Here is a 13,403-nt window from a genome sequence, read left to right on the forward strand (position 1 = left end):
ACGAAGAGGAGGAAACCATCGTGCAGGTTCATAAAATGATCGGCGCAGCGGCATTGTTCGCAAGCCTGCTGTTCTCCGCCTTCATGCCGGGCTCGGCGGCTTTGGCCGATGCCCCGGCCAACCTCGTGCAAAACCCCGGCTTTGAAGCCGGGTGGAGCCCGGACCCTTGGGAAGTTGCAGGCGATGCGTCCGCCGTATCCGTAAGTGATGAAGGATCGGGCAATGCGCACACAGGTTCCAAATATTTGAAATATTACAAAGGAACCGGCTTTTCTTTTTCCGTTACGCAAACGGTGTACGGCGTGCCTGACGGCATTTATACGCTGACGGCGGCGGTGCAGGGCAACGCAGGGGCCAGCCTGTCGCAAATTTTTGCCAAAGATTACGGAGATATCGAGCTGACGCAAAACTTTGCGAATACCGGATGGGGACACTGGTCCGAGCCGGCCATCGCGAATTTCAAAGTAACCGGCGGCAAAGTGACAATCGGGATGAGAATCCAGTCCCCCGGCGAACTGTGGGGCGTGCTGGACGATGTCGCGCTGGTCAAAGTCGGGGACATCTCCGCGGAGGCGCCTGTGGTCGCTGCGATCACTCCGGTTCAGGTCACCTCCATCGTCCATGATTTGCCGCTATTGCCGACCGTCGTCACCGCCGTGTACAGCGACAAAACGGCCAAAAGCCTCCCGGTCGTCTGGGAGCCGGTCGATCCGGCCAAGCTTCAACAGCCGGGCAGCTTTGAAGTGCGCGGTTCGGTGCAGGGCACGGACGTTCCTGCAACAGCATCGATTACCGTGACGTACAAATCGATCGATGTAAACAACGATCAAGCCATGAACGTCGGCGACCTTGCAGTAGCCGTGTACTATAAAGGCTTCCGTTCGGACAATGCCGGCTGGGCCCAGGCCAAAGCGGCCGATGTGAACAACGACGGAACAGTCGATGCGGCGGACATCCAACTGATCGCCCGCAAAATCCGCAATCCGTAAGCATCGCACGGATGCGAAAATAAGCCAAGCGAAGAAGCCTCCAAACCCACTGTTAAAGCGGGGTTGGAGGCTTCAGTCTGCCCGGGAAAGCGGCGGCACTCTGCTGGGCTTGGAGGAACTAGAGGACGCGCTTAAAGTAACCGCGTCCTAACGCGCGCGCTTCTCCTGGCGCGGATAACGCCTCGACCGACCGCCATAATGCAGCGCAACACCACGCGCAGGGAGCTGAGCGTGGTGTTGCGCTGCATGCCGTGCGATCAAGAGCCGGTTTGGCAAGACAGGACAGGAGAAAACCTGCAAAAGTGCAGTTTTTTTCTGCGGAAATGGTTCATTTTGGCGAAAAACCTGCGAAAGTGCAGGAATTTTCGGCGATAATGAACCTGAGCCCCTGTGTGCGGCGAAAAGCCTGCACAATTGCAGGAATTGTTCGCGGCCAGCGCATCAAGGGCACAAATTCATGTATTTTTGCAGGTTTTCTTCGCACCCGCCACCACCCCCTGACAGATTATGGCTATCGGCTCAGGTGTGGCGTGGTGCGGCGCGGGGGGCAACAGTTGGTCAGCCTCCAAACCACTGCTAAAGTGGAGTTGAGGAACAGCTTGCTAAGCTGTTTTCCCGCCACTTGCGGGAAATGCCTGAGCCGCTTCTTGCTCCGGCAAAAGGATCGCCCCTTAGCTGCCAAGCCAGGGGCGATCCTTTTATTTCACCGGCATCGCTTGCGCCTCGTCTTGGGCGAGCGGCATGATCGGCAGCCGAATCTCGACGGTTGTGCCTTGGCCCGGGCTGCTGCGGTAATGGAGGCCGTATTGCTCGCCGTAGTACAGCTTAATGCGGCGGTTAATGTTTTTGATGCCGTAGCCGTCTTTTTTATCGTGAACATCGTTCGCGTTCAGGCGGCTCACAAGCTCGTCCGGCATGCCGACGCCATTGTCCTCGACGCACAGCACCATATCCCCATTGTCCGTATAGGAGTGGATGACAATTTCCCCATGCCGTGAATCGCCCTCCATAATCCCGTGCAAAATGGCGTTTTCCACGATAGGCTGTAGCGTGATCTTGAGCATCGTGCAGTCGTACAAGCTTTCGTCGACATCAATGTGGAACGTAATCGCGTTGCCGTAGCGCTTGTTTTGAATCTCGACGTAAAGCTGCACGTGCTTCAGCTCGTTTTCCACCGAAATGATCTCGTCGCCCTTGTTCAGGCTGATTTTGTAAAACTGGCTGAGCGCCTGCACAATTTCCGGAATATCGGGCACGTTGTGGCGGATCGCCGTCCAATTGATCAAATCGAGCGTGTTGTACAAAAAGTGCGGATTGATTTGCGACTGCAGCGCCTTCAGCTCGGCATTTTTCGCCTCCTGCCCCAGCTTGTACTGCTCGCTTATAAAAAACTTCATCCGCCCGACCATAAAGTTGAAGTTCTCCACAAGCTCCCCGACCTCGTCGCGGGTCGTCTCCACTTTGACGGTGTCCAGCTCGCCGCTCTGCACTTTGCGCATTTTGCGGATCACGATGCCGATGCGGTTCGTAATGGAACTGGAGATGAAATACAAACAAATGTTGGCTACTATGACCAGCACGGACATGACGATGATCGTCTGCTGCCGCAGCTTCTTGCTGGTCGAGTACATCTCTTCCAGGGGAACGACGGTGACGAGCTGCCAGTCGGTGCCTTTGATCGTTTTCGCCCCGACGAGCACGCTCTCGCCGCTGCGGGTCAGCGTCTGCCAAGGGTCGTCCTGATTGGCGATGCTTTGGGTGACGGGGGCTTCGAGCAGCCACCGCTTCAACTGCCGCTCGTTGGAGCTGACGATTATGGAGCCGCTGGAATTTTGCAAATAAGCGACCCCATTTTGCGTCGTATTCGCCCGTTTCACGATATCTTTCAGCATTTCCTCGCGGATATCGATGCTCAGCACGCCGACATTGTCGTCCAGGGCGCTGAAATTTTTGATGTAGCGGATCGAATGAATCGCTTTCTGCTCGGGATCTCGGAGCGCCGGAACCGCTTCCTCGTCGGAAATCCACTTCATTTTGCCCGTAGCTTGTTTAAGCAGCTGTTCCGTCGGGGAGCCGGCAAACAAGCTGATCGGATAAAACATCGTCTGCTCGTTCGAATAAATCAGCCCGTCTTTAATAAAAAGCCGGATTTTGACGATATCGTCCACCTTTTGAAAGGAGGAAAGATTCAGCGACAAGTTCTGAAAATCGCGCAGCTGATCGGATAGCGTATACGTCGCGACCGGGCGCGACAGCATGTCGTTCATATGGCTGTCGACTACGATGCTGTCGGAAATTTCGATAATTTTGCCTAACTTGTAGTTGAGGAACGAATCGGTTTGCTCCAGCACCTGTTTGGTCGAGAACAGCACTTCCGAATTGACGGTTTCCGAGCTTTGCTTGTAGGACATATAGGATAAAATGCTGAGCGTGATCATGATGAGCAGCGAATTGAAAATCATCAATTTTTGCTTGAGCTTCAAGTTGCGCAGCAGCTGCCACATGCTCATGAGTATTTCTCCTTATATTCCGTCGGCGTCATACCCGTCAGTTTTTTGAACGTTTTGGCAAAATAATTGGCATCCTGGAAGCCGACGAGGGCGGCGATTTCATAAAGCTTGCGCTTGCGGTCGCGCAGCAGCTCCTGCGCCCGCTCGATGCGCAATTCGGTTATATACTGGTTGATGGTCGAGCCCGTCTCTTTTTTAAATTGCAGGCTCAAATAGTTCGGCGTCAAATACAGCGCATCGGAAATCGATTTAATCGACAAATCCGGCTCGTCGACATGTTTGAGCACATGCTTTTGAATGCTGAGCGCGATGGAGCCGCCCTGTTCTCTTTGCTCCAAATACCCGAAAAACCGCTCCAGCTTGCCCAAGACGTACTGCTCTACCTCAGCCAACGTATGGAGCTGGACGATGATGTTCCACAAAAACTGCTCCCCGGCGCCCTCCTCCGACAGCGGCACATTTTTTTTGTCCCCTGCCCGGTAAATGGCCAACAGCATTTTGAAGAAAAAGTTTTTGGCGCTGTTGACCAGCGTGTCTTCGTTGTCGGCGATTTCTCCGGCTGCCTGCTTGACAACGGACATCGCCTGTTCCTTCTGCTCGGCCGCAAGGTGGGCGGAGAACTGTTCGATCCAGTGATCGTCGAGCGGGTGGGAGCGCTTGTGCGATTCAAACTCGCGGTAAACGGTCACCTGGTTGTAGCCCAGAAAAAATTGGCGCTGCACCGCGACGATCGCCGTTTGGTAAGACTCCAGCGCGCGGTGGGCGCGGTATACGATTTGCCCGATCCCGATGAACGTCTTCACGGGTTCGTTCAACAAGGCCTGCAGCTCTCCGCGGATGCGGCCCAGCGGAATGACGAGCTGGTTGGCGTCGGCCAGCCGCTTGCTGTACGCGTGAATGACGATATGCTGCAAGTCCTTGAAGCCGCAAAAGCATTCCAGCTCGTAGTCCGCGCACACCGCTTCGATCCGCTCGAAGAGCGTCTTCTTGCTGGCCTGAAGCAGGTGCAGGGCGGCGTCCTCCAGCCCGAGCAGCTTGACGACGACCGAGGTGAGTGCCGCACCGGGCGGAATGTCCTTGCCGGTGAGCAGCAGGGCTTCGGCCAGTTCCTCCGGGGTGAGCGGCTTGCTGGCGAGCTGCAGGGCGAACTCCTCCCGGAGCAAAGTCATGCTCATGCTCAGCTTGTGCTCCATCGTCGATTCCTTCAAGCGGCGGGACTGCTCTTCCTGCAGCAGCGCTGCGGCTTCGCGGATATGCTTTTTGATCTCTTCCAGGTTGACCGGCTTTTCCAAATAATCAAGCGCTTGCAGTTGTATCGCCGATTTTAAATACGCTTTGTCCGCGTAGCTGCTCAAAAAGATGATTTTGCAATGAGGAAGCGCCTCTCTAAGCTTCGTCGCGAACTGAATGCCGTCCATCCGCGGCATCTTCACATCGGTAAGCACGATGTCGGGCTTGTACTGCATGCTGAGCTGGAGCGCTTGCAGGCCGTCCTCGGCGTCTTTGACCATATCGATGCCGAGCTCGCGCCAAGGAATGAAATGCATAAGCCCGTCACGAGTCATCTTTTCATCATCGACAATAAGTAATTTTAACAACGGTGATGCCCCCTAAAACTGCAGAAAATTTCAGATGATGGTATTCATCATATAGGCTGGTTCTTGTTAAATCAAGCCCGTGTGCGTCCGGCAAACCGTGTTGAATATTCCTTACTTTTATAGTTTTATTCTATTTTTTTCGCGTTCCCGCAGCCCTATGATAGAACTATGAAAAGCACAGACAGCCAGAAAGAGGGGACAATAAGGATGAACGCAATCGGACGGGGATTTTTCGGAGAAATACGCAAAAACAAAGTGAAGTTTTTGATGATTTTGCCCGCTGTCCTGTTTTTCTTTGTCATGGCGTACCTGCCGATGGCGGGGATTGTCATTGCATTTAAACAGTATAACTACACGGAAGGCATTTTCGGCAGCCCCTGGGTCGGGCTGGACAATTTCAAGTACTTTTTCGAATCGGGCCAGCTTTACCGGGTGACGATCAACACGGTTTTGTATAATACGGCCTTTATCATCATCAACAACGGGCTGGAGATTTTGTTTGCGATTATTCTCGCGGAGATGGCCGGCAAGCGCCTCCGCAAATTGCTGCAGTCGGCCGTATTTTTGCCTTACTTCATCTCGTGGGTTGTGGTAGGCGCGTTTGTCTACAACTTCTTCAACTACGAATTCGGCTCGGTGAACACGTTTCTCAAATCCATCGGCATGGAACCGATCGACGTGTACTCGAACCCGACGGCCTGGGTGTTTATTCTGATCTTCTTCTCAGCGTGGAAATCCGTCGGATACGGCACCGTCTTTTACCTGGCGGCGATTATGAACATCGACAATGAGACGTACGAAGCCGCCGAGATTGACGGCGCGAACATTTTTCAACGCATCCGCCTTATTACGCTGCCTGCGCTTGTGCCGACGATCATTATTTTGCTGCTGCTTTCGGTCGGCAATATCGTCAGAGGAGACTTCCAGCTGTTCTTCCAGGTTGTCGGCGACAACGGGCTCGTTTTTGACGCAACGGATGTGATCGACACGTTCGTCGTCCGCTCGCTCCTCAACATTCAGGAATTCGGGATGTCGTCTGCTGCAGGCGTATATCAATCCGTCATCTCGTTCATCATCATTATGACAGTCAATACCATCGTGCGAAAAGTGGAAAAAGATTACGCTTTATTTTAGGGGGGGAAACCGATGCGAAAAATACAAGCAGACAGACTATGGTTTAACCTTGTCGGTTATGTGCTCATTGGCAGTTTTGCCATTCTCTGTATTCTGCCGTTTATCATGGTGGTGACGGGCTCGTTCACGCCGCAGGAATTGATCGTGACCGACGGATACCGGCTCATTCCGCGATCGTTCTCGCTGGCCGCCTACGATATTTTATTCGAGTCGTCGGGCAAATTGTTCAGAGCCTACGGGGTTACGATCTTCGTCACGGCCGTCGGAACGGCTGTCGGGCTCTTATTGACCGCGATGACCGCCTACGTGCTGAACTGCCAGGATTTCAAGTACCGGAACCATTTCGCGTTTTACTTTTATTTCACGACGTTGTTCAGCGGCGGACTCGTTCCGTGGTATATTCTGATCGTCAAATATTTGCATTTGAAAAATAATCTGCTAGCATTAATTATTCCGCTCCTGCTGAACGTGTTCTATATCCTGATCATGCGCAGTTTCGTCAGCGCGATTCCGGAGGCGATCAAGGAATCCGCCAAAATCGACGGCGCCGGCGATTTCACCATTTTCACGCGGCTTATTTTGCCGCTTCTGCAATCGGCGCTGGCGACCATCGGTCTGTTCATCGCGCTGAATTACTGGAACGACTGGTTCAACTCGATGCTTTTCATCGACAACGAAAAACTGTACAACCTGCAATATTTCCTGTACCAAATTTTGAGCAAGCTCGATTTCGTCAGCGCGGCGATGACGCAAGCGGGAATCTCTTTGCCTACGATGCCGACCGATTCCTACAAAATGGCGATGACGCTCGTAGCGACAGGCCCGATCGTGCTGCTGTACCCGTTCGTGCAGCGGTATTTCGTCAAAGGCATTACGATCGGCGCGGTCAAAGGATAAAATCGGCTTGCCCGATTTATCATATATACACATAATTGAAAGGGGAAAACAAACATGATAAAGAGCTTGAAATGGAAAGGCCTCGTTGCTGTACCGATGGCACTGTCGCTTGCCCTGGCCGGCTGCTCGTCGTCGAAGACGGCGGAGCCTGGCAAATCGCCGGAGGCCAGCGCGGCGCCGACTGCGGCTTCCGCGACAGGCTCCCAAAAAGCCGATACGTCCAAAGAAGTGAAGCTGAAAATGTATCTGCTCGGGGACAAGCCCAAAGATTTCGATCTCGTCTACGGCGAAGTCAACAAAATGTTGAAGCAGGACATTAACGCTACGGTGGACGTCAGCTTCCTGTCCTGGGGAGACTGGCAGCAAAAATACCCGCTGCTGTTCGCATCCGGGGAAGATTTCGACCTGATTTATACCGCCAACTGGGCGCAGTACAACACCCAGGCGACGAAAGGCGGATTTTTGGAAATTACGCAGGATATGCTGAAACAATATGCCCCCAAAACCGCGGCAAGCATTTACCCGGAAGCTTGGGAGCAGTCGAAGCTGAACGGCAAAGTGCACATGCTGCCGATGAATTTTAAAGAAATTCAGGGCGTTATCTCGCTGTTCCGCGGTGACCTGGCCGAGAAATACAACGTGGACGTCAAAGACGCGGCGTCGAGCTCGATCAATATGGCGAAGTATTACGAGCCAGTCGCAAAAGGCGAAAAAGGGCTGCTGCCGATCAACGGAGCCGGTTTGCAATGGGTTGGTTATCCGATCTACTTGCCTAAGGACAAGATGAAAAACTGGTTCGAAATCGGCGGCACCGGCAACTTCTCCATGTGGTACAATGCTTCGGACAAAGATGTGAAGGCGGTTTCTTTATACGACACGGACTTCTTCACGGAAGGCGTCAAAGTATCTTCCGATTGGGCGGGCAAAGGCTACTGGTCCAAAAGCGCGATGGTCAGCAAAACGACCGACAACGACGCGTTCAAAAACGGCAAAGCGGCAATCGTCAGCGGCAACCTCTCCACAATGAACTCTTTGTACACAACTGTGAACAAAGAACATCCGGACTGGAAAGTCATTGCGGCAGACACCAACTACGGCAATCCGGTCGATTTGAAGCCGTACATCCAGAACGGCGTTGCGATCAACAAAAACTCGAAAAATCCGGAGCGCGCTCTGATGATGCTCGATTTGTTCCGCAACGATCCGCGGTATTTCGACCTGACGTTCTACGGCATCAAAGGCAAGCACTATGACATAGGCGCGGACGGCAAAAGCATCAAGCTGCTGGCCGACAGCCCGAACTATGCTCCTGAGGGCGCATGCCCTTGGGGATGGCGCGAAGACAAGCTCGTCCGCCCGATCGAAGGCGGCATTCCGAACTACAACGAGCTGCGCGACAACATGCTCAAAACAGCTGTAACGGCGCCGCTCCAAGCGTTCAACTTCGACGACAGCAAAGTGAAAAACGAGCTTGCGGCCGTGAACAACATTTTGACGCAATACGTGAAACCGCTGACTTTCGGCGTTGTGAAATCCGATGCGGACGCCGAGATCAAAGACGTCAGAAAACGTCTGGAAGATGCGGGAAGCAAAAAAATCGTAGACGAATTCAATCGTCAAATCGGCGAGTTTTTAGCGGCTCAAAAGAAATAGAAATTTGAGGCTATGACCTTATGCGCGGCGGGTGCCGCTTGCGGGATATGTTTGATCCGCGGGCGGCACCCGCCGTTTTTTTTCGCGCAATAAACACTGTTTTTTTAACAAAAATAACCGATTTCTGAATTCTTTACGCTTCCCAAAAGATGGATAATAAAAATGTAAGCGCTATCTGTTTGCATTTAAACAGAACCAGGGGAGGAAATAGAGATGAAAAAAACGTTCACCTGCGCCTTGCTGTTGTCGATGATGTTTGCAGCGGCAGCCTGAAGCTTGAATATCGACCTGCCGGGTAAAGACTGGACTTGGGACGATTTTGAGGCGTTAGCCGCCAAGGCAAAAGCAGGAGGCAAGCAGGTCGGAGGATTTGCGCAGCGCTACGAAGTTTATTTCCCTTATTATTTGAGATCGCTCGATCAAAAAATGTACAATGCCGACGGAACCGCGCTCGGCTACGCGGATGACAAGCCTTTTATCGATTTCTTCAAACGATATCAAAAATGGTATGACGCCGGATACGTGCTCTCGCTCGACAAGGAATCGCAAAAGAAAGGCGTAGCGGAGGAAGATGAAATCCTGCTCGGCCACGCCGTCTCGGGCCACGGCTGGTCCAACCAGTTCCTGGCGGTTGCCAACCTCATCAAGGACCGCCCGCTCGAGCTGTACCCGATGCCCGGACGCAACGGCAGCAAAGCGCTGTACCTGAAGCCGAGCATGTATTTCTCCGTGACAAACAGTTCGAAGCAAAAGGAGGAAGCAGCCAAATTCATCAGCTTCTTCGTCAACGATATCGAAGCGAACAAATTGATCAAAGGCGACCGGGGCGTACCGGTATCTTCGAAAGTGAAGGACGCGCTCAAACCGCTTTTAAGCGCCAATGAAGTGAAAATCTTTGATTATGTCGCCTGGACCGAGCAAAACAGCAGCCCGATGGACCCTCCGAGCCCCGTAGGCTCGATTGAAGTCGAGAAACTGCTAAAAGCCGCAGGGGAGCAAATCTTGTACAAAAAAATATCCGTCGAAGAGGCGGCGACCAAGTTCCGCAAAGACGCAAACGCCATTTTGGAGAAAAACAAAAGTTCTAAATAAAGCCACCACGGTATGAAGCATACGGCTTACCCCTGCTCCCCTGTTCCCCTAAGAACAGGCGGGGTGCGGGGGCTTTTGCCATCATGCGAAAGCCCGCATCCCTGCACTATTCGGCAATCCGGTCTTGCGCGAAAGCCGAATCAATGGAATAATTTGCAGGAGAAGCAATCTTTTTAATAAGAAATGAGGCGGTGCGAGATGCCCAAAATATTGTTATGTTATCCGAACGGAAAACATAAAGCGCTTACGATGAGCTACGATGACGGCAGAGCGGCCGACCGGAGGCTGGTCGGCATATTTAACCGGAACGGGATCAAGGGGACGTTCCACTTGAATTCGGGGATGTTCGGCGAAGGCGACCGCCTCACGGAGGCCGAGGCTCCTTCGCTGTATCAGGGGCACGAGGTTTCCGCCCATACGCTGACCCATCCGACCATTGCGCGCTGCCCCAAAGAGCAGCTCGTCCATGAAATCATGGAAGACCGCAAAAGACTGGAGCAAACTTTCGGATATACGGTGAGAGGCATGTCTTATCCGAACGGTTCGTTCAACAAGCAAATCAAAGACATGCTCCCGCACCTCGGAATCGAATACGCCCGAGTCGTGCAAACGACGAAAGACTTTGGCATTCCCGACGATTGGCTGGAGTGGAAGCCGACCTGTCACCATAAAGACAACCTGCTGCCGCTTGCCGAAAGCTTCATAGCTCTGCACAAACAGCAGTATCTGTATTTAATGTACGTATGGGGGCACAGCTATGAATTCGATACGGACAACAACTGGGAGCTGATTGAGCAATTTTGCGAGCTTGCCGGCGGCAGAGACGATATTTGGTACGCGACGAACATGGAAATCGTGGATTACTTTCAAGCGTTTCATCGGCTTAAGTTTTCGGCTGCACAGGATTTTGTGTACAATCCGTCCTCGTCATCCGTATGGCTCAGCGTCGATCAACATATTATGGAAGTGAAGGGCGGCAGTCAAACAAGACTTACGGCAATACCGGTACAAACTTAACGAATAGAGGAGGCACCAAACCTATGCAAACCTTGCAGGCGGAAGAACTGCTCAAGCGAGTATTTGAACGAATGATTTCAGCCAATAAAGACAATTCGAACGACCACATGAATTTCGATACTTGGGAATGGCCTGTCGGCGTGGCTCTGTTCGGGCTGTACAAATATTACCGGCGCACCGGACGCGAAGCGTATTTGACTTTCATGACCGATTGGTTCGACCGTCACATGCAGGAGGGCCTGCCCAGCAAAAATGTGAACACCGTAGCCCCCTTGCTGACGATGGCGCATATTTACGAAATAAGCCACAATGAATCATACCTGAATACTTGCCTGGAGTGGACGGATTGGATCATGAACGGCATGCCGAGGACGGAAGAAGGCGGCCTTCAGCATATTACGATACTCGATGCGAACGACAGGCAGCTTTGGGACGATACGCTGTTCATGACCGTGCTGTTTTTAGCGAAAATGGGACAAATCACCGGCAAAAAAGAACTGCAGGAAGAAGCCGAATATCAGTTTTTGCTACATATCAAATACTTGTATGATACGCCGACAGGCCTCTGGTATCACGGCTGGAACTTTATCGGCAGGCACGCGTACGGCAAGTCGCTGTGGGCCCGCGGGAACTGCTGGTTCACATCCAGCGTTGTGGAGTTCCTTGAGCTGACAGGGCTTGAAGGGGCGCTGAAACGATACTTACTGGAAACGCTGCACGCCCAGGTCGAGCGGCTGAGCGAGCTGCAGGAGCCGGACGGCATGTGGCATACGCTGCTCATGGACCCGGGTTCCTACGTCGAAACCTCGGCCACAGCCGGTTTTGGTTATGGCATTCTTAAGGGGATCCGCCTCGGCTACCTCCCTGAACGCTTTAAAGAAACGGGACGCAAAGCGCTCGAAGCCGTCGTTAACCGGATCGGCGAAGACGGAACCGTCACCGGAGTATCATATGGCACAGCGATCGGCATGAACGACGATCATTACAAAGCAATTCCGCTTACACCCACAGCGTATGGCCAGGCACTGGCAATCATGCTGCTGTCCGAAGCGATGGAGCTCTCTCCCCAATCATAAGTTTACAAAATTACATGGCTGACGCCCGATTGAATTTAGTGAAATCGGTTGCGATCAGCCATGATGCGTTGTACACAGTTCAGCTTCGAATATCAAACCCCGCTATCAAACCCCCCGCCCCGATTTCTTCGGATTCCTCTAAAGTAACAATCAATTTTCTTTGAAGAGTAAACATAACTATAAAAAGTAAACATAACAAAACCTATAATTAAGTTGACTGAATTTCAATTCCATAATAAAATAAATCAGAGAGTAACTGAAAACGGTTTCTTTCTCGTTCGTAAAAATCCAGTTTTTTCGAAAGAGGGATTGGGAGATGTTCGTCTATTCAGACTCCATGAGTGAACGCAGCTTGAATGAAAAACTTTCCGCTCGGGATTTGAGCCATTCTTATATATTTCCCGCCATTGCTTTAGTTGAACTGTCAGAACTCCATAACGTCGAGAACGGTTTGTACAAGGAACTGGAGAAGCTTGCACATTTTCTCAAACTAACCTTGTCTGACAGTAACGACGTTTTTGTTTTTATGGACGGCTTGGACCGGATAGGTATACTATTTTCGTGGCATTCAAAGGGAATGGCCGAACTGCTTCAGGAAAAAATCGTTCAATATCCTACCTGCAAGGTAAATATCGGAGTCGGCAAACCGTCCGATCATCTGGATTGCATCTATGAATCTTATCGGCAAGCTTCGCGCGCCCTGCAGCACATGTTCTACCTCGGGCATGGGAAAGTCGCGTATTACGACGACATCAAAGAGAACCGGCAAGCCTGTGAATACCCGGACGCTCTGGAGAAGGCGCTGTTCACTGCGCTGATGTCCGGGTGCAAAAACGCGGAGCTGCATCAAGAAATCGAAGCTTTTTACAAAACCATCCTTCAAAACGGCACCGTTGCAGTCAATGAAATTTACGAAATATCAATTCGCTTATTAATCGGAATCGAAAAGAGAGCCGCATCGGAATTCGGCAGCGATCTTGACTGCCGCCAATTCGATATCGTTTCAATTGTACGGATGAACACGCTTCAGGAAGTAATCACCCATGTCCGAAAATGCCTCGAACAACTCGGCCATGCCATCTCGCAAAAATACAACAGCGCACACTCCAGCATCATTCAAAAAACGATTCAGAACATGGAAAAATACTGCGAACACGCAACCCTGCACAATATGGCGCAAAAAGTCTACATGACGCCAACTTACCTGAGCCTGCTGTTCAAAATGAACACAGGCAAAACCTTTATCGAACAACTGACAGAAATCCGAATGAACAAAGCCAAACAACTGCTCCGCAACACTTACCTCAAAAACTATGAAGTCGCCGAAAAAGTAGGCTATCAAGACTCCCGTTACTTTAGCCAAATCTTCAAAAAGAAAGTCGGCCTATCCCCAAGCGACTACAGAGAATCGTACCACCGATAAATATTTGCCAAAGC

Annotated in this window: 9 protein-coding genes and 1 pseudogene; 8 read left to right on the forward strand and 2 right to left on the reverse strand. The window is 51.8% G+C overall.

Annotation, left to right across the window (positions count from 1 at the left end):
• Positions 1–20: 20 nt before the first annotated feature.
• On the forward strand, positions 21–989 hold the full coding sequence (locus AC3G2T_RS24215) for an Ig-like domain-containing protein (RefSeq protein WP_488437186.1): 969 nt from the start codon (positions 21–23) through the stop codon (positions 987–989).
• A 698-nt stretch (positions 990–1,687) separates the two neighbouring features.
• Here the strand turns inward: AC3G2T_RS24215 and AC3G2T_RS24220 are convergent.
• A complete protein-coding gene (locus AC3G2T_RS24220) occupies positions 1,688–3,499 on the reverse strand; it encodes a cache domain-containing sensor histidine kinase (protein WP_488437187.1) in 1,812 nt (603 codons plus the stop codon).
• Positions 3,496–5,097 carry a response regulator gene (locus AC3G2T_RS24225; RefSeq protein WP_488437188.1) on the reverse strand — a complete coding sequence of 534 codons (1,602 nt, stop codon included), beginning with the start codon at positions 5,095–5,097 and terminating at the stop codon, positions 3,496–3,498. The genes AC3G2T_RS24220 and AC3G2T_RS24225 overlap by 4 nt, the downstream gene beginning before the upstream one ends.
• A 207-nt stretch (positions 5,098–5,304) precedes the next feature.
• Between AC3G2T_RS24225 and AC3G2T_RS24230 the strand changes: the two genes are divergently transcribed.
• The 7 genes and pseudogenes from AC3G2T_RS24230 to AC3G2T_RS24260 all read left to right on the forward strand — a co-directional run bounded on the left by AC3G2T_RS24230 (position 5,305) and on the right by AC3G2T_RS24260 (position 13,389).
• The gene (locus tag AC3G2T_RS24230) at positions 5,305–6,231 is read left to right on the forward strand and encodes an ABC transporter permease (protein WP_474683284.1); all 927 of its coding nucleotides are present in this window, start codon (positions 5,305–5,307) and stop codon (positions 6,229–6,231) included.
• Between the two features lie 12 nt (positions 6,232–6,243).
• Complete coding sequence (locus AC3G2T_RS24235; RefSeq protein ID WP_488437189.1) at positions 6,244–7,128, forward strand: carbohydrate ABC transporter permease; 885 nt, start codon at positions 6,244–6,246, stop codon at positions 7,126–7,128.
• A gap of 54 nt (positions 7,129–7,182) precedes the next feature.
• Positions 7,183–8,781, forward strand: a complete 1,599-nt coding sequence (locus tag AC3G2T_RS24240) for an ABC transporter substrate-binding protein (RefSeq protein ID WP_488437190.1) — start codon at positions 7,183–7,185, stop codon at positions 8,779–8,781.
• A 291-nt stretch (positions 8,782–9,072) separates the two neighbouring features.
• Positions 9,073–9,873, forward strand: a pseudogene (locus tag AC3G2T_RS24245) (extracellular solute-binding protein); the annotation flags it as partial.
• 198 nt (positions 9,874–10,071) lie between these two features.
• The gene (locus AC3G2T_RS24250; RefSeq protein WP_488437191.1) at positions 10,072–10,890 is read left to right on the forward strand and encodes a polysaccharide deacetylase family protein; all 819 of its coding nucleotides are present in this window, start codon (positions 10,072–10,074) and stop codon (positions 10,888–10,890) included.
• A 23-nt stretch (positions 10,891–10,913) separates the two neighbouring features.
• The gene (gene bglB, locus AC3G2T_RS24255; RefSeq protein ID WP_488437192.1) at positions 10,914–11,966 is read left to right on the forward strand and encodes a beta-galactosidase BglB; all 1,053 of its coding nucleotides are present in this window, start codon (positions 10,914–10,916) and stop codon (positions 11,964–11,966) included.
• Between the two features lie 316 nt (positions 11,967–12,282).
• Positions 12,283–13,389 (forward strand): helix-turn-helix domain-containing protein, encoded by a 1,107-nt coding sequence (locus AC3G2T_RS24260; protein ID WP_488437193.1) that lies wholly within the window; start codon positions 12,283–12,285, stop codon positions 13,387–13,389.
• Positions 13,390–13,403: the final 14 nt, after the last annotated feature.

It is taken from the genome of Paenibacillus sp. sgz302191 (genome assembly GCF_057749925.1).

Bases quoted from the DNA above. Each gene is read 5' to 3' on its own strand.
- AC3G2T_RS24220 (WP_488437187.1), bottom strand. From the start codon at position 3,499: ATGAGCATGTGGCAGCTGCTGCGCAACTTGAAGCTCAAGCAAAAATTG.
- AC3G2T_RS24230 (WP_474683284.1), top strand. From the start codon at position 5,305: ATGAACGCAATCGGACGGGGATTTTTCGGAGAAATACGCAAAAACAAA.
- AC3G2T_RS24235 (WP_488437189.1), top strand. From the start codon at position 6,244: ATGCGAAAAATACAAGCAGACAGACTATGGTTTAACCTTGTCGGTTAT.
- AC3G2T_RS24240 (WP_488437190.1), top strand. From the start codon at position 7,183: ATGATAAAGAGCTTGAAATGGAAAGGCCTCGTTGCTGTACCGATGGCA.
- AC3G2T_RS24250 (WP_488437191.1), top strand. From the start codon at position 10,072: ATGCCCAAAATATTGTTATGTTATCCGAACGGAAAACATAAAGCGCTT.
- bglB (WP_488437192.1), top strand. From the start codon at position 10,914: ATGCAAACCTTGCAGGCGGAAGAACTGCTCAAGCGAGTATTTGAACGA.
- AC3G2T_RS24260 (WP_488437193.1), top strand. From the start codon at position 12,283: ATGTTCGTCTATTCAGACTCCATGAGTGAACGCAGCTTGAATGAAAAA.